Consider the following 18,817-nt stretch of genomic DNA (forward strand, 5'->3'; position numbering starts at 1 on the left):
TTCCCGTTACCGCAGGCGGAACTTCGGGTCGGCGGCCTGCGCGGCCAGCTGCTCGGGGGTGAACGGCTCCGTACCGAGCGGCGTCAACCCGGTGTAGGCGAAGTGCTTCGCCTGGGCGATGAAGACCGCGGTGCCGTCCGGGTAGCGGTAGGCGGCCACCTGGTCGATCTGATCGCCGTCCGCCACGGTCAGCACGGCGATCTGCTTGTCGCCCACCGGGGTCATGATGCAGCCGCCCGAACCCACGTTCCAGAACGTCTGCGCCAGCTGGCAGCCTGCCAGGGTGCTGCTGTCGGCGACGTGGTCCACCTCGACGTACAGCCGGGCCCAGCGGCCGTCCTTGCCCACCGGGATCTCGGCGGTGTAGCGCCAGCCGCCGTTCGGCAGGTCCTGTGAGGCCTGGTGGTAGCGCAGCGGTCCGCCCCGGTTGGCCGGGTTGTCCGTCGGCTCCAGGTCGTCCGGGGAGATCAGGCCGTGCGGCACCGAGGACAGCAGCTGGTTCAGCAGGTGCTCGCCGAGCTCCGCGTGCGGCCCGGCGGTCTGGGTCTTGCCGTCCTGGGTGTCGTCCTGGCCGAACACCTCGCCTGCGGCCGCGCTGATCTGCCTGGCCACGGTGTGCAGCTGCGGGGCGAACACCGCGCCCGCCGTGATCAGGACGACGGCCACCGCGGTGGCGATGCCCGCCAGCGTCGACCGTCTGCGCCCGCGGTCGACATGGGCGGCGTCGAGCATCTCGGAGACGTTCATCTCCGGCGGCCGCGGCGTCGCGTCCATCGCGTTGCGCAACGCGACCCGCAGTTCCTGTTCGTGCATGGCCTTGTTCCTCAGTAGGTCGCGGTCGGGGCCGGGAGCAGGGCACGGAGGTTCGCCAGACCCCGCGAGGTCTGGCTCTTCACCGTGCCCACGGAACACCGCAGCGCCTGAGCGGTGTCCTCCAACGACAGGTCCTCCCAGAACCGCAGCACCAGCGCGGCCCGCTGCCGGGGCGGCACCTTGGCCAGCAGCTGCAGCAGCACCACGCGGTCCTCGGTGCTGCCGAGGCGCGGGGCCTCCCGGTCGATCGGCTCGTCGGTCACCTGCTCCCGGCGGAAGAACCCGCGCCGGGTCTCGTCGAGGAAGGTGCGCACGAGGATCTGGCGGGTGTAGGCGTCCAGCTTCTCGTGCTCGGTGATCCTGTTCCAGGCGCGGTAGAGCTTGATGAACGCGTTCTGCACCAGGTCCTCGGCCCGGTGCCAGTCACCGCACAGCAGGTACGCGGTGCCGCGCATGGTGCCCGACTTCGCCGCGAAGTACGCGGCGAACCCGTCGTCCTTGCCCTTCATCCAACCCCCTGGAACGCGTGGCTACGCGTGACACACGCGCGCGACGGATGCCAGGGTTGCATGGGATGCCCGGCGGCACCCCATCCCGGTCGGATCCCTCAGGACGGCTTTCTCAGCGGAGGCGGAACTTCGGGTCCACCGCCTGCCTGGCCAGCTGCTCCGCGGTGAACGGCTCCTGGGCGATCGCCGGGTGGCCGCTGTAGGCGTACTCCTTGGCCTGGGCGATGAACACGACCGTGCCGTCCGGGTACCGGTAGGCCGCCCACTGGTCGAGGCGGTCGTCATTGCCCGGCTTGGTGACCACGCCGACCTGCTTGCCGTCGACCGCGATCGTGGTGCACTCGCCGCCCAGCCCCCACAGTGACCGGGCCAGCTCGCAGCCGGTCATGTCGGTGCCGTTGTGGTGCACCTCGGCGAGCAGCCTGCCCCAGTGGCCGTCCTTGCCGACCGGGATCTGCGCCAGGTACCGCCAGTTCGCGCCGGGCAGGTCCTTCGACGCCTGGTGGTAGCGCAGCGGACCGGTCAGCTGGCCGTCCTTGGGCATCAGGTCAGCGGGCGAGGTGAGGCCCGCGGGCACCGAGGAGAGCAGCTGGTTCAGCAGGTGCTCGCCGAGCTGGGCGTGCGGCCCGGCGGTCTGGGTCTTGCCGTCCTGGGTCTCCTCGCCCGGTCCGCCCGAGCTCGCGGTCGAACTGGATGATCCGGTCGAACTGGGCGAGCCGGTCGAGGTGGATGTCGGCCCGGTGGACGTGCCGGTGGTGGAGGCGGCGGTCGACCGGCCGTGGCGAGGTGCCGCTGCCTGGATGCCGCTGTCCTGGTTTCCGCTGTCCTGGTTGGCACTGCCCGCGGCATTGCCGAGGCCGGGCAGGAACACCGCGCCCGCGGCGATGGCGGCCACGGCCACCGCGACACCCGCGCCCGCGAGCACCGCCTGCCTGCGCGGCTTCGCGTCGGTATCCGCACCCAAATCGGTGACGACCGGATCCTGCTCGTCGTGCATGGAACCCCCCTCGTAAACCGTCAGTACGCGTTAGTCACGCGCCCGCACCGGCCGGGGGTTGCACACCTTTATCCACGTTTTATCCGCGGGTCGTCATTTCCAGGAGGTGTAGTAGCTGGCCTCGTTGACCAGGTAGCGAACGGTCGCCTCGGGCACGTGCTGCACGACCCGGGTCCGCGACATCCGGTAGACGAACTCCCAATCTTCCTTGGGGAGGGTCGCCTTCACCCGCGGGATACGGCTGAACAGCACATCGTCGGCGCGGCGCAGCACGATCGAATTGGAGTCCACGTACGGCGAGTCGTCCACCATGGTCTTGCGGTCGAACGGCTCGGACAGCACGTCCAGCACGGTGCCGTCGGCGCGGCGGCGTTCCACGGCCGAGTAGACCAGGTCGGCACCGCCGCCGAGCGCGGCCAGGGTGTGCCTGAGGTGGTCGGGGTGCCAGGTGTTGTCGTCGTCCAGGAATGCCAGGTACTTCGAGCGGGTCAGCCGGATGCCGACATTGCGGACCAGCCCCAGCACGGCGGAGTTCCGCGACAGGCTCACCGCGGCCAGCCGGGGATCGTCGGGGAGCGCGGGCAGCCCGGCGCCGTCGTCGACCACGATGATCTGGTGGTCGACGACGGTCTGCGCGAGCGCCGACTCCACGGCGTCGACCAGCAGCTCGGGCCGCTTGTAGGTCGGCATGACGATGGCGACCAGGGTCTCCGGCCGCTCGCCCAGCTGGGCACGCAGCCGGGCCACCTCGTCGTCCTCGAACCGGCGCAGCTCCGGCACCCGGCGGCCGAGCGTCAGCTTGTTCTTGGCCTCGTGCATCGGCCACAGGCCGAACGCATCGCGCAGGGCGCGGCGGACGGCGGCGGAGGCGCCGTTGCGGTCCTTGAGCGGGGCGGTCACGTGCTCACCTCGGGTTCAGGGTTTGCTTACGGGGTCAGACGGTGCCGGGGAGGGCCGTCTGGGGGACGTCGACAGGCTCGACCGCCTTCCCGCGGCCGGGCAGCATGGCCCGCATCGGGTACACGATCGGCACGTACAGCGCCGCCGCGGCCGCGGCGCCCACCAGCAGCTGGGCCCACATGCCGTCGAACAGGCGGTGCACCGCGAACGCGGAAGCCACCAGCAGCAGCCCGCCGATCACCGGCCTGCGCATGGCCAGCAGCGACGGCGTCAACCGCACCCCGCGCCTGCGGATCACCACGGCGAACGCGGGCAGCACGATCAGCACGGCCACCGCCACCTGGGCGATCGACGCGCCGCGGATGCCGTCGAGGTGCGTGCCGACGAGCAGCGCGGGCACCATCGTGCCCAGCCAGAGCGCCTGCAGGCCGATCAGCACCCGGTTGCCGTCCAGCGCCACCAGCAGGTCGTAGCCGATGAACAGCAGGATCCGCACCAGGCCCAGCCCGGCCAGCACCTGCAACGCCACCGCCGCCGGGATCCACTTCTCGCCGTAGACCGCGTGCAGCAGCGGGGTCGCGTAGCAGGCCAGCAGCGCGCAGACCGGGATCGCGGCTGCCATCAGCAGGCCGACCCCGCGCGCGAGCGCCTGTTCCAGCTGCCGCTTGTCGTCCACCAGCCGGGAGAACCCGGCCAGCGACACCCGCCGGGCGGCCTCGGAGAACACCTGCAACGGCAGGCTCGACTGGTTGAACGCCATCACGTACAGGCCCAGCGCCACCTCGTCGGCCAACCCGCCGATGATGATCTTGTCGACGTTGGTCACGGACAGCACCAGCAGGCTCGCCGCGGCCAGCGGCAGTCCGAACCGGATCAGCTCCCTGGCCGTCTCACCATGCCAGCCGGGACGCACCTTCACCGGACACAGCACCAGGTAGCAGGTGACCGACACCAGGTTGCCCGCGATCTGGCCAACCGCGAAGCTCATCGCGCCTGCGCCGGACACCGCCAGCGACATGGTCACGCTGGTCACCACCACGAACGCGGCCGCGTCGCAGAGGAACCGGGTGCGCTGCAGGAACTCCCGGTTCAGGATCGCCGCGGGCACCACCGCGATCCCGTCGAAGATCACCGCCAGGCACAGCACCCGCACCACGCCGACCGCGTCCGGGCTGCCCATCAGCTCACAGAACGCGGGCGCGCCGAAGAACACCAGCGCGTACATCGCGGTCGAGGTACCCACCGCGATCGTCATCGCGGTCGGCGCGAACTCCCGCACGTCCCGCTGCCAGCGCACCAGCGCCAGGGACACGCCCAACTCGTTGAACGCCTGCAACAGCGTCACCGCGACCAGCGCCACGGCGAACACGCCATAGTCGGCCGGGCTCAGCAGGCGGGCCAGGATGATGCCCGAGACCAGCGTGCCCAGCCGCAACACCACCGTGTTGAGCAGGCTCCACAGCGCGCCCCGACCCACCTTGCCGCCCACCGAAGCGGGCTCTGAACTCGCGGACTGCGGCGCCTCGACGGCGTCTGAGCTCACGCTCGTACCTCGGATTTCTCACTGGGACCCGATCCGGACCGCTTGGCGGGACCCTTCCGGCCCGACCGCGCGGCGCGGGCGTCACCGGGGGCGTCCTTGCCCGCCCCCGCCGACTCCCGGTGTTGTCGTCGCTGCAACCCCCTCTGCCGTTGCGTGCTGGGCGGCAGAAGTGGCGGAATCCCCCCTGGCTGCTCCTGGACCGTGCGCCACAGCGCGCCTGCCAGGCCGATCAGCAGGAATGTGTAGCCGGTGGCGACGGCGAACCCGAGCAGGTCGAAGGTCGCCGAGGAGATGCCCGGCACCGCGATGCACGCGGCCAGCGTCACACCGAGGTCGCGGATGCGCGGGTCCTTGCTGGCCAGCCGGGCGCGGAAGGCGCAGTATATGCCCGCCAGGTAGATGAAGATCAACAAAGCCAGGCCGATCGCACCGTTCTGCACCAGCGTGCCCAGGTACTCGTTGTCCAGCCAGCCGTACTTCTCCGGCAGGTAGGTGCCCATGCCCCGGCCCAGCCACAGGTGCTGCGGGATCTCCTTGCCCGCCCGCTCCACCGCCCGGCGCCTGCTCTCCGCGCTCGGGTCCACGCTGATGCTGGTGAACAGGCTCAACAGGGTGCCGACCAGGCCGGGGACCATCACCCGCATGGCCACCATGAAGCCGAGGATCCCCCACAGCGCCTTGATCCGGCGCTTGGGCGCCATCGCCGGGATGATGAAGATCGCCGCGATGGCCAGGCCGAGCACCGCCGACCGGGACAGCGACTGCATCGAGGCCACCGCCAGGATCGCCAGGCACAGCCACCAGCGCTTCTTCTGCCCGCCGTGATCCACCCCGCGCAGCGCGTAGTGCAGCGCCAGCGGCACCGTCATCGCGCACACCACGCCGAACTCGATCGGGTGCCCGGCGGTGCCAGCGGGCCTGCGGAAGTTCGACCGCTCCAGCACGTACGACAGCGAGCCGTTCGCGCGCAGACCGGGCAGCATCAGGTACTGGGTCAGGTCAAGGCCCGCCATGAACTGCAGGATCCCGACGAAAGCCATGAACGTGGCGCCCACGATCATGGTCTTGAGCACCCGGTCGATCCTGGCCAGGCCGCGCACCCCGTCGGTCACCGCGACACCCACCGCCACCACGGCCATGGTCGTGACCAGCGTGCGGTCGGCCGCGGACAGCTCGTCAGGGGGCAGGTAGCCGTAGGTGGCGTAGCCGTAGGTCGCCAGCTGCGCGCAGACGAACAGGAACAGCGCGATCCGCGCGGCGTTGCGGCCCTTGGCCACGCCCAGCGTGGTCACCATCTGGGCGAGGAACCACAGCACGCCCATGGCCAGGCCGATCGCCACGCCCGGGGCCAGCGACATGGGCAGGCCCTTGATCACCAGGGCGGCCGGGATCACGGTCATGGCCAGCGCGTAGACGCAGGCGACGGTCGCGCCGTCAGCCTTGGAGCGCGCCTTGACCGGGGTACCCGCCTTGCCGCCGACGAAGTCGGGGATCACGGTCAGCCACGCGGTTCTTGCGGCGACTGCGCAGGCTTCGGCGTCGCAGGCTTCGGCTGCTGTGCGGTCGGCGCGGGCTTGGCCTGCTGACCGGCCTGACCCGACTGACCGGTTTGACTGGTCTGACCTGACTGACCGGTCGGCGCGGGCTTGGCGGGCGGCGCGGCCTGGGCGACCTGGGTGGGCTTCTGCACCCGCACCGTCGGGGGCTCCCGGTACTCCTCGGGAGAGCGGTTGCCCTGGCCCTGACGCCGGTTGAGCGGACCGCTCGGGTTCGACGGCGGCGGCAGCTGGCCGCTGTTGGCACCGTTCACCGGCGCGCCGTTCGCGGCACCGACCGGCCGCACCCGCTGGGTGCGCTCGGACAGCGAGTCACCGCGCATCGGCTGCGGCGCGCGGGCCGCGTTCGGCGGCGGACCGGCCGGGCGGCGCACCGGCTCGGCGGCGGCGCGGACCGGCTCGTCCTCGCGCTCGGCCTGCGGCTCGTCCTCGTCCGGGTCGACGGCGCCCTCGTCGAGGTCATCGTCGTCCAGCCCGGCCCGCCTGCGCTTGCGCTGCTGCAACGTCTCCAGCCCGTACACCGCGCCAAGGCTGGCGATCAGGCCCAGCACCAGCGCCACGCCAGCGGCCCTGATCTTGCCGCCGCGCAGCGGCTCCGGCTTGGTCGGCGACACCACGTCGTCCACCCGGATGAACGTGCTCGGCGGCGCGCCGAGCACCTGCTGCCGCTTGGACAGCTCGTCCTTGACCTTGTCCAGCACCTGGATGGCCAGCTGCCGGGCGCCCTCCTCGGACGCGCTGTCGGTCTTGATCGTGATGAACGGGCCGCCGTCCGAGCCACCCGTCAGGGTGAACGTGTGGTCCGGCTTGTCCGCGCCGAGCGACTTCACCACCTCGGGGGTGTTGATGCTCTGGATCACGATCGAGGCCGAGATGGACAGGCTGCTCTCGAACGCCAGCAGCGGGTTCGTCTGCCCGTTCACCTTGTCCGCCGAGCTGGTCGGACCGCTCGCGGGGGAGGTCAGCACGATCACGCCGGTCGACTCGTAGTGCAGTGGCATCGCCACGTACACCGCCCCGGCGGCGCCGACCGTCACGGCGAACACCGGGAGCGCCACGTACCACCGCTTGAGCAGTACGAGGAGGGTCTTGAAGAAGTCCATCATCTGCGCCCCAACACACGACGTGACGCCGAGCAACAGGTCCGGCTGCCTACTTGTTGAATCATCGCTTGTGCAGAAAAGTCGTTACTCCATGTGATCCCGCCCGCCTGACCGTACCGCTGACCGGCCTAACGACGGGATCACCTGTTGAGGTTCGTCCGATACCGCCACACGCGATAGGACGTGCCGTCACCCACCGGGGTTGTGAGCAACAGGTCACGCTCACACACCACGATGTCGACCTTGATACCACCGCCCTGTTGCGGCTCGGTGAACCGCACGCAACCGGGGTTCTCCGGGTCCGGTATGCCCGGGTCGTTGTCGCCGCGCGCGTAGAGGGCCACGTCGCGGGTCGCCAGGAACTCGTGCACCTGGCCGGTCTTGAGAGCGTCGAGATACTCGACGGAGTTGACCAACCCCTCCAGGTGGACCACCGGTCTGCGCAGGTGGTACCCGATGCTGCCTGCCCGGTCGCCCATCGCGATCGGCGCGCCCACCGGGGTGAGGGCGTCGATCCGCGCGGCCACCGCGGGCCCGGCCTCGATGAACGCCGACCGGGCCACGACGCCCTTGGTGGACCGGGCCGCGTTCACGCCGATGAGCGCCACCATGAGCAGCGCCAGTCCACCCGCCAGCGCCAGCCGCGCGGGCTTGTGCTGTTGCGCCGCCTTCGCCCACTTCGCGACCAGCGCGGGCCCGGCGAGCGCGACGGCCAGTGGCGCGGACGAGAAGTACCAGGGCCACAACTGCCAAGAAGAGGTAAAGGCATAGTAACCCACGGTAAGCACACCGCCGGTCAGCATGATCGCGCCGAACCGGGCCGCGAGCCCGAGGCCGCCGGTCGCGCGAGCCAGCAGCGCGCCGACCACCGCGAGCAGGGCGATGGCGCCGAGCCAGGTGCGCTGGTCGAACAGCACCGGGGAGCTGAGGAACTGGCTGATGGTGTCGGTGTTGAAGCCGCCCCCGCCCAGCGCCTTCGCCTGGCCGGAGACCGGCAGGGGGGTGTGGAACAGAGCCTGGTTGATCGCCACGTAGGCGACCAGGACCAGGGCCGGGACCAGGGCGAGCCAGAGCGTCAGCCGCAGCCAGGGCCTGCCCGCGCGCGCCCAGGTGACCGCGGCGACGACGCCGAGCACGGCCATGGGGAACACGGTGTCCAGGCGGGCGAGCACGGCCAGCGCCATCAGCACGCCGACGCCGCGGGCGGCGGCCGGGCCGAAGGCGGGGGACAGGAAGCCGTCGGTGCGCAGGTAGGTGGCGCCGAGCCAGAGGAGGATGAACAGCAGCAGCCCGGTCTCCATGCCGGAGAACCAGAACGACGGGCCCGCCGCGCCGAGCACCAGGAGCGGGGTGGCACAAAGCGTGACCAGGATGGGACGCCCGGTGAGCATCCCGATGCGGTCGATCTGCCGTCCGGACGCTACCGCCAGAGCCGATGAGACGAGCGTCACAGCAACCAAGGCCGCCTTACCGTTCGTGATCGAAAAGACCGGAACGAGTAGCAGTAGCCACAGAGGGTGATAGCCGTTCGTCGGGTCCAGTCCGTTGAACGTCGAACCGTCACCCATCGCGATGTGGTCCGCGATACCGAAGTAGTAGAAGGCGTCGTCGTCGAACGAGCCGACCGCGGTGGAGTACGGCGAGAAGATGACCATGCCGAGCCGCACCGCGGCGATTACGCAGGCCAGCAGCGTGACGGAGAGCCAGATCGGTGGTCGTTGGCCCGTCCCGGGCGCGGCGTCGGGCCGTCCGGGGGCGGGGGTCGGTCGGGCGCTTGTGCGCATCCCTGCTCCCGGTTGCCGAAGAGAACTGCTCGGAACAGGGATCGTGTGGTCCGGTAAATCGTTACGCAGCGTCGCCTCCCCCAGACGAGTGACGGGCCCCACTCTTGGTAATCATGAGCCCCAAGTTGATCGTGACTCCATTGTGATCTGGCAGTGGATGTGCATAGAGTGCCCCCGGCTCGCGGGGCACACCCCGACACGATGCCCCGCACGCCTGAAAACCCTTGTCCTGCAACGGGGGCGAACTACTGCCAACCGGAAGGATCTGACGGATCCCATGTCCGCTCGACATCAGACGTCTGCGGAGTTAACCGACCGCCATGACCGCCGGAGACGGGCGCGCACCCGCGTCATCGCCACCGGAGTGGCCGTGAGCGCACTGGTACTCGTCGCGGGCTGCAAGCCCGTAGCGGGAAAGCCCAACCCGCATCCGCCGACAATCCCCACCACGACCACGGTCTCCCCGGACCCCACCGAGGTGCCACCCCCCTCGACCGAGACGCCCACCAGTGCTCCATCGGCCACCGAGTCGACTGTGCAGCCCACCGCCTCGGCGACCATCAAGCCAACGAACCAGCCCGCCCCACCCACGGTGGCCCCCCCGGGCGGCCCGGTCCCCGGGAACACCGCCCCCCAGGCAGGCCAGGTCGGCTACCGCGGTGACCGGGCCAAGCTGAAGGTCGTGGACGGCCCCGGTTCGGCTCCCCCCGGCACCACCTGGAACTCCGGCGCCCTGCGCTTCAGTGGCAACGTCACCCTGGACGGGGTCTACGTCAAGGGCGGCATCGAGTACAGCGGCAAGGGCACGCTGACCATTCGCAACTCGGTGATCGAGGGCAACCACAACAGCTGGTCCCCGATCCTGGGCAACAGCGGCCACGTCGACGTCCGCGACTCCACGATCACCTACAAGGACGACCAGCTGCCCGGCGACAAGTGGGGCAACGGCGCCATCCACGGCGACGCCACGGTCACGGTGATCCGGTGCGACATCTCGGGCACCCCGGACGGCATCCAGAACGGCCCCGGCAACAGCACTATCGAACAGAACTACATCCACGACCTGCGCCGGTTCGGGACATATCCGGAAAACACGCACAATGACGGCATCCAGTCCTACGGCGGACCGAACACCGTCATCCGCTACAACCGGATCGACATCAGCGCGGATGGCAAGGCCTACGACGGCACCCACCAGAACGCCGCGGTCTTCATCATGACCAGCGACGGTGAAGCCACCAGTGGCCTCCAGGTCATCGGCAACTACCTCGCGGGCGGCGGCTACATCATGCGCATCGGTGCCACCACCCGCGGCGCGGTCATCACCGACAACCACTTCGGTACGACCGCGGGCGGCTTCGGCGAGTTCACCGTCGACCAGGGCGCGACCATCGCGCAATGGGCGAACAACACAAGTTTGGCGAACAAGCAGTTGAACCAGCCGAAGTAACCCTGGCCCCCAGGGCCCCAGAGGCCGCCGTCGCCATCCCCCGGGCGACGGCGGCCCTCTGTCTGTCAGGCCCCAGCCGCTCCCGCCCTGGGCCGCTCCGAGCGCCCTTGACCGGGCCTCAGCCCACCGGTGACGGTGACGACGCGCCCCGCACCAGCACCCGGGGTTGCCCCGAGGCATCCGCCGCCGACTCGTAGATCGTCGGCTCCCCGCCCTGCTGCACCTTCGCGTAGGCCAGCGCCGAGTCGGTCAGCCACGCCGCCTGGTCATCCACGCCGTCCGACCCCGGCAGCTCGATCTCCTTACCCGATGCCAGGTCGAGTACGAACAACTGCCACGTGCCCAACCGCCCACCGCGCTTCTTGTACGCCACCCGGGTCTGGTCCGGCGACAACGACGGGCACTCCGCGGACTGCCGCACGGTCACCATGGTCCGCGCCCGCAGATCCCCCTTCACCAACCACGTCTTGTCGCCGGACCCCAACGTCGCGTAGAAGGTGTTGTCATCTGTAGCGACGGTCACACCCCAGTAGTTCTCGTTCTGCCGCTTGTCCGGCGCCCCGTCGATCGACGTGGCGAACGTCTCCAACGACTCGGTCAGCGTCCCCGACCGCAGGTCGAGCACCCCGGTCCGGGTGGAGAACCCACCCGGCGACAGGTATGAGTCCCCGGTCACGAACACCGTCCAGGACACGATCTTCCCCGACGCCGACACCCGCGCCCGCGACGGCGTCCCCGGCAACGGCACCGTCCGCAGCTGCGCCCCGGTCGAGTCGAACACCGCCGCCTCGTACGCCCCCGGCAACGTCAGCCGCAGGCACACCGTCGTCCCACCCGCCGTGTACACCCGCAGGCATTGCATGGTCCCGGTGGTCCGGTTCCCCGCGGCATCCATTGTGGACACCAGGTTCCGCCCGCCCCCGTTGTCCACGAACCTGACCCCGGTACTGCTCGCCGTCCCCGGCTCCGCCGCGGCCTTCCCCTGGTTCCCGACCTCGGCCACCACATAGGTGACCCCACCGGCGACCACCAGGACCATGGCGACAACCCCGACCACGATCCGGTTCCGCACCAACCAGTCCCTCACCGCGAAACCTCCGGACGAATGAGCAGATAAACCCCGACCAGCGCGGCAGTCAGCGCGCCCACCGCGAGCAGCACCGTGGTGCCGAACGCGAGATTCTGCAGCAGCAGCCCGATCCCCACCGACGAGGCGAACCGCGCGAGCGCCTGTCCTGTCTGCACGATCGACAACCCACCCGCGCGCATGTGCGCGGGCACCAACGTCGCCCCGTGCGCCATCAGCACCCCGTCGGTCGCCGCGTAGAACAGACCATGCAACGCCAACGACGCGGCCGCCAGCGGGATGCCCCCGAACGGCCCCAGCAACAGCAGGTACACCCCCAGCAGGAGCACGTGCCCGCCGAAGAACACTCGCCACCGCCCCACCCGGTCGGCCAGCTTCCCCATCGGCGTGGCCGCGAGCAGGAACATCAACGCCGTCCCCACCGGCATCAACGCCAGCGCCGTCGACGGCAACCCGGAGACCTTCTGCAACACCACGAAGACGAACGCGTCCGAGATCGTCGCCAGCCCCAGCAGCCCGGCCGCGATCGTCGTGCGCCGCATCCGCTTCTCCCGCAGCAGCCCCACCGTCGCCCGCAGCGAGGCGACCTTCCCCGGCACCCGCTCCAACCGAGGCTGACGCACGAAGAACACCAGCACGATCACACCCAGTGCCGCGAAACAGAAGCTGATCATGAAGATCGGGCCGGGTCGGTAGGTCACCCAGGACAGCAGCGCGAAGGTCACCAACGGCCCGAACATCGCCCCGATGGTGTCCATCGTCCGGTGCACCCCGAACGCCGTCCCCAGGTCCTTGCTCGGCGTCACCAACGAGATCAGCGCGTCCCGCGGCCCAGTCCGCAACCCCTTGCCCGCCCGGTCCAGCGTCTGCACCCCGCCCAGCGCCAACGCCGAGGCCCCCACCGGCACGAATGCGAGCTTCATCACCGCCGACAGCCCATACCCCGCGACCGCGACCTCCTTGTGCCGGTGCACCCGGTCCGCGATGTACCCACCGGCCAGCCGCAGCAGCGCCGTCGCGCCGGTGTAGAGACCGTCCAGCAACCCCAGCTGGACATAGGTCATCTGCAAGGAGACCAGCACATAGACAGGCATGAACGCGGTCACCATCTCCGAAGAGATGTCTGTGAGCAGGCTCACCGTGCCCAACAGGAAAACGGTGGTCGGAACCCGACTCGTCCGCACTCCGTCGACCGGCGCATTCTCCTTGCCCGACCTGGTCGAAGCGACGTACACCCGAACACCTCCGCAGCTAGACCGCGTGCCGCGGCGCCTCGTCCTGCGTATCGGCAGATGACCACGGTGTGTAACAAGCTGCCGAACTTGACCGAATCTTTGGTGGGTACTCGCATGCGCCCGCCGGCTTGGCCGCACGGCCGGTAACCGAAGTGCCCGTTCGAGCGAATACGACAGTGTTGCTTTCGTCCAGGAAGAGGTCCCCGTGAGCCGTCAGAGGGCCCCGCATGTCCTGATCATCGTGCAGAACCTGCCCGTCCCGCTCGACCGGCGGGTATGGTTGGAATGCAAGGCGCTCAGAGCCGCGGGCTACGAGGTGTCGGTCATCTGCCCCAAGGGCCCCGGCGACCCCGCCTACGCCGTGCTCGACGGCGTGCACCTCTACAAGTACGCCCCGCCCAAGCAGGCCGACGGCCTGGCGGGCTACGCGTGGGAGTTCGTCTACTGCTGGCTGCGCACCGCCGCGCTGACCCTGAAGGTCCGCCGCCGTGCGCGCTTCCACGTGATGCAGGCCTGCAACCCGCCGGACACGTACTGGGCACTCGCCCTCCCATGGAAGCTCGATGGCGTCAAGTTCGTCTTCGACCACCACGACCTCAACCCTGAGGTGTTCCGCTCCCGATTCGGTGAACCGAAGAAGCTCGCGGGCAAGCTCCAACTCGCGATCCTCAAGTGGCTCGAACGTCGCACCTTCCGCACCGCGGACCGCGTCATCTCGACCAACACGTCCTATCAGGACATCGCCATCCGCCGCGGCGGCGTCAAGCGCGAGCACACCACCGTGGTCCGCTCCGGCCCGGACACCTCCGCCATGCGCCCGGTCTACGCCGACGAGTCGCTCCGCCGCGGCGGCAGGCACCTGGTCGCCTACCTGGGCATCATGGGCCCCCAGGACGGCGTCGACGGTGTGCTGGAGGCGGCTGACCGGATCGTCCACCTGCACGGCCGCACCGACTTCCGCTTCGTCCTGCTCGGCTTCGGCGACTGCCTGGAAGACCTCAAGCGTCAGTCCACCGACCTCGGCCTCGACGAGTACGTCGAGTTCACCGGCCGGGTCGGCCCCGAGCAGATCGCAGGCTACCTGTCCGCCGCGTCCATCGGCCTGTCGCCCGACCCGCGCAGCCCGCTCAACGACGTGTCGACCATGAACAAGACCATGGAGTACATGGCCTACGCCCTCCCGGTCGTGGCCTACCGCCTCACCGAGACCGTCGTCTCCGGCGGCGACTGCGCGGTCTACGTCGAGCCCGGCGACAGCGACGGTCTCGCCGACGCCGTGGTCGCCCTCGCCGACGACCCGGAACGCCGCGCCCAGCTCGGCACCACGGGCAGGCGCCGCGCCGAACAGGTGCTCGACTGGCGCCCGCAGGCCCAGGCCTACGTCGGCGTCTACGACGAGCTGCTCGGCTACCCGTCGGCAGGCCCGTTCCCGGACGGCTGGCCGACCGTGGACCGCAGGTCGGACCCGGCGGACCCGGACACCTTGACCGACCAGTGGGGCAACCGGCTGGTCGATCTTCGCGACGAGGCTGCGTTGCGCGCCTTCGCCGCGACTCGCATCATGGCGCCCGAGGACGAGTCGGAGCCGCAGCGCGGCCCGGCGCCGCAGGCGAGCTGAATCCGTACGCAGGGGAGAGGTACATGTTCGTACGACGGATCGCCGTCATCGGTACCGGCTACGTCGGCCTGACCACTGGGGCCTGCCTGGCCTCCCTCGGCCACGACGTGGTCTGCGCCGACGTGGACGCCGACAAGGTCAAGCGGCTGTCCCGGGGCGAGGTCGACATCCTCGAACCGGGTCTGGCCGACCTGGTCTCCGAGGGCATCGCCGCGGGCAGGCTCACCTTCGTGCTGGGGGCCTCCGCGGCCCTCCGGCACTCGGAGGACGGCCCCGAGGTCATGTTCCTGTGCGTCCCGACGCCCATGGGCGTCGGCGGCGTCGCCGACCTGAGCATCGTCGAGTCGGTGATCGAGGAGGTCCGGGACCTGCTGCCGGTCGACTGCGTGGTGGTCAACAAGTCCACCGTGCCGGTCGGCACCGCCGAGCGCACCGAGGAACTGCTGAACCGCCCGGACGTCGCGGTCGTGTCCAACCCGGAGTTCCTCCGCGAGGGCAGCGCGGTCTACGACTTCCTCAACCCCGACCGGATCGTGGTCGGCGGCAGCCAGCAGGACGCCGCCGAACGCGTCGCCGCGCTCTACGCCAAGCTCGGTGCTCCCACCGTGCTCACCGACGCGCCCAGCGCCGAACTGGTCAAGTACGCCGCCAACTGCTTCCTGGCCATGAAGCTCTCCTACGTCAACGCCGTCGCCGAGCTCTGCGACCGCCTCGGCGCCAACATCACCGACGTCACCGAGGGCATGGGCTACGACAAGCGCATCGGCCAGGCCTTCCTGCAGCCCGGTCCGGGCTGGGGCGGTTCCTGCCTGCCCAAGGACACCTCGGCGATGGTCCAGCTCGCCGACGCGGCCGACTTCGAGTTCCGGCTGATCCGCGCCACCATCGACACCAACACCCGCCAGCGCCAGCGCATGGTGGAGAAGGTCCGGCTCGCCGTCACCGGCAAGCGCAACGGCTCCCTGTCCCACCGCAGGCTGGCCCTGTTCGGGCTGACCTTCAAGGCGGGCACCGACGACCTGCGCGACTCGCCCGCCCTCGCGGTGGCCGCGCTGCTGCGCCAGGCAGGCGCCGACCTGGTCGGCTACGACCCGGCCCTGCGGCCCGACACCCGGCACCCCGACCTGGCCGCGGTCACCGTCACCGACGACCCGTACCAGGCCGCCAAGGACGCCGAGGCGGTCGTGGTGCTGACCGAGTGGCCCGAGTTCCGCTCGCTGGACTGGTCCCGGCTCGCCGAGTCGGTCAGCAAGGCGATCGTCGTCGACACCCGCAACCTGCTCGACCCGGCCGTGGCGCGCCGCGCGGGCTTCGAGTGGATCGGCATCGGCAAGCCCTGACCAGGGCTCGGTCGATACTCGGAGACGAAACGCACGAAGACGAATAGGGCACGGTCGGGCGGCTGCAGGCCGCCCGACCGTTTTTTCGGGACTCACCGCTCGATCGCGGCACCTGGCCCGAGCCGACCCCGGGCGTGCTGGACGGACTTGTCTCGGTGGACCAGGTGCGCGACCGGCGGTCACGGCCGCCCGCCCCCGACTCCGTCGACCCCACCCTCGCGCGCCGGGCGGCGTCGAGTCGGTCGGAGTTGGGCGGCCTGGGGTGGCTCAAGGCGTCGGATTCGGGGAACGACCGCGGCACCACGGTCGTTCCCGCCTTCCGTCGGCCAAGCCACCTGCTTCTGTCGCCATGAGGGTTTGCGGGGCGACCAGCACGGAGCGGTCGATGTCGCGATCGGCCGGAGCCGGTGGCGCCTGCCGGTCCTGCGGCCACTCCCGACCCCGACCAGGTGGCGCCATCGGTGCCTGGCCGAGTTCGGTCATGTCCACATGTCCGTCGCGTCATCGCCTGGCTCACGTCAGCGAGCCGTCTGCTCAGTGCTGTCGGGCACCCTCTGGCGACCTGTGGGTCATCCATCCATCGGTCTCTCCTCCTCGCATCCCTGACTTGGTGGGTGTGGGCTCGCCCTGCCCGATACCCATGGTCGTCGAGTGGTGGGGTGGATGCGAAGAGGTGTGGCGGGCCTGTGGATGAATCGGAGGGTATGTGGATAACTCGTCGGTAGGGCGCGGGCTCAGAAGGTGATCAACGCCAGGGCCTGGTCGTCGTAGGGCTTGGGCCGGGGCCAGCGCGCTCCGTCCGGATCGGACCGTTCCGCCGCCCGCACGGCCTCCAGCACGGCCCGCGGACCCTCCGAGGTGGCCAGTGCCAGCGCCTCCGGCCAGCCGAACAGGCCGTAGTCGTCCACTCCGCACGAGACGCCGTCGCTGGCCATGAGCACCGCCGACACGGACTCGCGCGGCCAGGACGCCCGGATGCCGTGATAGGCCGCGGCGGGTACGGCCTCGGCGACCCAGTAGCCGCCTTCTTGGTTACGCAATGCGGACGTTTTCCGTGCGGAGGCGCGTAACGCCGCAAGATGTTCGGTGGAGTAGCCACCTCCGCCACGTAAGCGGTCGCGGTAGCTACCGCGGGGGACATTGCGCAGCCGGAGGTCCGCCACGACCTCCGGCTCCGGGCGGAAGGCCACCACCGGGCTGTCGGCCAGCACCAGCGCCTCCACCTCGGCCGCGTTCCACCGCACGATCGCCACCGTGCTGGCGGGGCTCTCGCCGGGCGTGAAGCCGTTGCCGCGGGCGACGGAGCGGATCGCGCCCGCGAGCAGATCGGCGAGATCCAGCTCCGGCGCGGTGGTCAGCCTGCCCGCGAGCTGGGCGGCGAGCTCGTTGGCGTACGCACCCCCGCTGGGCAGGTCAGGGCGCATGGAGGTGGCGCCGTCGAGCAGGATCACCGCCTCGGGCAGCACGACCACCACGTCCTCGCTGGGACGTGGCAGTCCGTCGAGCCCGAGTCCGGGCGCCTCGGCCATGGCTATCTCCGGCATGACCCGATCATGCCTGCGTCAACTGTGGTTGACAAGCTCGACTTCGTCAACCTATGTTGACTTCATGGCGGAAGCAACCCAACTGGCCAGCGCCGCGGGCGATCGAGACCCCCGGGTCGGCCTGCGCGCGGTCGCCGCCCTGCGCAAGCTCCTCGAACAGCTGGAGGCGGTGCAGGTGCGCAGCGCGCGCGTCCACGGATGGTCCTGGCAGGAGATAGCGGCCGAGCTCGGCGTGAGCAAGCAGGCCGTGCACAAGAAGTACGGGAGGCAATAGACATGTTCGAGCGCTTCACCAAGACGGCCCGCGTCGTCGTCCGCGACGGTGTCCACATCGCCGAGCAGGACAGAGCCGCGCGGATAGAGCCCGAGCACCTCCTGCTCGGACTGCTCAAGCAGGATGGCACCCCGGGCACGGCCGCGCTGGCCCACCACCACGTCACCACGACCTCGGCCCGCGTGGCCATCGACACGACCCGGCGCCGCGGTGGCCTGTCCGCCGCCGAGGCCGCGGCGCTCAACGAGTTCGGCATCGACGTGGACGCGGTCGTGTCCGCGATCGAGCAGACGCACGGCGAGGGAGCCCTCGCCCGTGTAGCCAAGCGCGCACGGACATACCGCCCACGTTGGCGCGTCGCGTTCTCCACGGACGCCAAGCGGGTGCTGGAGTTCAGCCTGCGCGAGGCCATCGACTGCGGCGACCGCTCGATAGGCGACCAGCACGTACTGCTGGCCATCCTGCGCGTGGGCGGTGTCGCGGCCGAGGCCCTCACCTCATTGGGAGTGACTCATCAGGGCGTGCGCGCCTACCTCTCCTCGATCTGAATCACGGACAGGACGTTCCCGGCCGGGTCCCGGAACCAGGCGATCGGTGGCCCGTAGGCCCGCATGATCCCCTTCTCGTCAGTGCTGTCGTAGTGCTCGAACCGGACGCCACGTCGGACCAGTTCGTCCACAGCGGACTCGACGTCCGCCACCGGGAAATTGAGGATCGTGAACGTGGCCGGTGTGTGATCCGGCTTGGGGTAGATCAACGTGTCGCGCTCGCCCGCGATGTGCAGGGTGAGCATCCCGTTCTCCTCCGACACCCGGATGCCGAGTGTCTTCTCATAGAACGACTTCGCGGCGGGGATGTCGTCCACCGAGAACCCGCTGAACGCCTTGGTGTGTTCGAACATCGACCTTCTCCTCGGTCTGTGGCTGATCTCGCCTCCGAGTCTCCACGTCCGGCGCCGCTCGTGCACTGAGCTATCCACAGGCGCCGGTTGTCCACAACCCCACGAAGTTATCCACAGGCCGCAAGCACGCGGGTCTCCTGGCCGGACGGCCGGTACGTTCGAA

At 70.0% G+C, this 18,817-nt stretch carries 17 protein-coding genes; 5 read left to right on the forward strand and 12 right to left on the reverse strand.

Going from position 1 to position 18,817, the window contains the following annotated elements; all coding sequences use genetic code 11:
* Positions 1 to 6: 6 nt before the first annotated feature.
* The 8 genes from C503_RS0123890 to C503_RS0123925 all read right to left on the reverse strand — a co-directional run bounded on the left by C503_RS0123890 (position 7) and on the right by C503_RS0123925 (position 9,205).
* The gene (locus C503_RS0123890; RefSeq protein WP_018684758.1) at positions 7 to 813 is read right to left on the reverse strand and encodes a hypothetical protein; all 807 of its coding nucleotides are present in this window, start codon (positions 811 to 813) and stop codon (positions 7 to 9) included.
* 11 nt (positions 814 to 824) lie between these two features.
* Positions 825 to 1,322, reverse strand: a complete 498-nt coding sequence (locus tag C503_RS0123895) for a SigE family RNA polymerase sigma factor (protein ID WP_018684759.1) — start codon at positions 1,320 to 1,322, stop codon at positions 825 to 827.
* 112 nt (positions 1,323 to 1,434) lie between these two features.
* Positions 1,435 to 2,319, reverse strand: coding sequence for a hypothetical protein (locus C503_RS43535; protein WP_018684760.1), 885 nt, complete (start codon positions 2,317 to 2,319; stop codon positions 1,435 to 1,437).
* A 93-nt stretch (positions 2,320 to 2,412) separates the two neighbouring features.
* On the reverse strand, positions 2,413 to 3,219 hold the full coding sequence (locus tag C503_RS0123905; protein WP_018684761.1) for a glycosyltransferase family 2 protein: 807 nt from the start codon (positions 3,217 to 3,219) through the stop codon (positions 2,413 to 2,415).
* A gap of 34 nt (positions 3,220 to 3,253) precedes the next feature.
* Positions 3,254 to 4,762: a lipopolysaccharide biosynthesis protein gene (locus C503_RS40570; protein WP_084477281.1), complete on the reverse strand. Its 1,509-nt coding sequence runs from the start codon at positions 4,760 to 4,762 to the stop codon at positions 3,254 to 3,256.
* Positions 4,759 to 6,258, reverse strand: coding sequence for an O-antigen ligase family protein (locus C503_RS0123915; RefSeq protein ID WP_018684763.1), 1,500 nt, complete (start codon positions 6,256 to 6,258; stop codon positions 4,759 to 4,761). Before C503_RS0123915 ends, C503_RS40570 begins: the two co-directional genes overlap by 4 nt.
* A gap of 2 nt (positions 6,259 to 6,260) precedes the next feature.
* Entirely contained in the window at positions 6,261 to 7,424 is a 1,164-nt protein-coding gene (locus C503_RS0123920; RefSeq protein WP_020608210.1) for a YveK family protein, read from the reverse strand.
* Positions 7,425 to 7,561: 137 nt separating this feature from the next.
* The gene (locus C503_RS0123925; protein ID WP_018684764.1) at positions 7,562 to 9,205 is read right to left on the reverse strand and encodes a hypothetical protein; all 1,644 of its coding nucleotides are present in this window, start codon (positions 9,203 to 9,205) and stop codon (positions 7,562 to 7,564) included.
* 370 nt (positions 9,206 to 9,575) lie between these two features.
* On the opposite strand from C503_RS0123925, the gene C503_RS46155 reads away from it, so the two are divergent.
* Complete coding sequence (locus C503_RS46155) at positions 9,576 to 10,655, forward strand: right-handed parallel beta-helix repeat-containing protein (protein ID WP_169514606.1); 1,080 nt, start codon at positions 9,576 to 9,578, stop codon at positions 10,653 to 10,655.
* 118 nt (positions 10,656 to 10,773) lie between these two features.
* Here the strand turns inward: C503_RS46155 and C503_RS0123940 are convergent, their stop codons facing one another.
* Together C503_RS0123940 and C503_RS0123945 are read right to left on the reverse strand one after the other, a co-directional pair.
* Entirely contained in the window at positions 10,774 to 11,742 is a 969-nt protein-coding gene (locus C503_RS0123940; protein WP_018684767.1) for a TolB family protein, read from the reverse strand.
* Positions 11,739 to 12,977, reverse strand: coding sequence for an MFS transporter (locus C503_RS0123945; protein ID WP_018684768.1), 1,239 nt, complete (start codon positions 12,975 to 12,977; stop codon positions 11,739 to 11,741). The genes C503_RS0123940 and C503_RS0123945 overlap by 4 nt, the downstream gene beginning before the upstream one ends.
* Positions 12,978 to 13,182: 205 nt before the next feature.
* Here C503_RS0123945 and C503_RS40575 point away from each other — a divergent pair, with 205 nt between their 5' ends.
* The gene (locus tag C503_RS40575) at positions 13,183 to 14,595 is read left to right on the forward strand and encodes a glycosyltransferase family 4 protein (protein ID WP_018684769.1); all 1,413 of its coding nucleotides are present in this window, start codon (positions 13,183 to 13,185) and stop codon (positions 14,593 to 14,595) included.
* Between the two features lie 23 nt (positions 14,596 to 14,618).
* A complete protein-coding gene (locus C503_RS0123955; protein ID WP_018684770.1) occupies positions 14,619 to 15,935 on the forward strand; it encodes a UDP-glucose dehydrogenase family protein in 1,317 nt (438 codons plus the stop codon).
* A 734-nt stretch (positions 15,936 to 16,669) separates the two neighbouring features.
* On the opposite strand, the gene C503_RS0123965 is transcribed toward C503_RS0123955, so the two are convergent.
* Positions 16,670 to 17,479, reverse strand: coding sequence for a hypothetical protein (locus C503_RS0123965; RefSeq protein WP_026316636.1), 810 nt, complete (start codon positions 17,477 to 17,479; stop codon positions 16,670 to 16,672).
* Positions 17,480 to 17,543: 64 nt separating this feature from the next.
* On the opposite strand from C503_RS0123965, the gene C503_RS0123970 reads away from it, so the two are divergent.
* Both C503_RS0123970 and C503_RS0123975 read left to right on the forward strand, forming a co-directional pair.
* On the forward strand, positions 17,544 to 17,753 hold the full coding sequence (locus C503_RS0123970) for a sigma factor-like helix-turn-helix DNA-binding protein (protein ID WP_018684773.1): 210 nt from the start codon (positions 17,544 to 17,546) through the stop codon (positions 17,751 to 17,753).
* 2 nt (positions 17,754 to 17,755) lie between these two features.
* Positions 17,756 to 18,301 carry a Clp protease N-terminal domain-containing protein gene (locus C503_RS0123975; protein WP_018684774.1) on the forward strand — a complete coding sequence of 182 codons (546 nt, stop codon included), beginning with the start codon at positions 17,756 to 17,758 and terminating at the stop codon, positions 18,299 to 18,301.
* Here C503_RS0123975 and C503_RS0123980 read toward each other — a convergent pair.
* Positions 18,283 to 18,654 (reverse strand): VOC family protein, encoded by a 372-nt coding sequence (locus C503_RS0123980; RefSeq protein WP_018684775.1) that lies wholly within the window; start codon positions 18,652 to 18,654, stop codon positions 18,283 to 18,285. The genes C503_RS0123975 and C503_RS0123980 overlap by 19 nt on opposite strands.
* Positions 18,655 to 18,817: the final 163 nt, after the last annotated feature.

This window comes from Actinokineospora enzanensis DSM 44649, from assembly GCF_000374445.1.
Classification (GTDB): Bacteria; Actinomycetota; Actinomycetes; order Mycobacteriales; family Pseudonocardiaceae; genus Actinokineospora; species Actinokineospora enzanensis.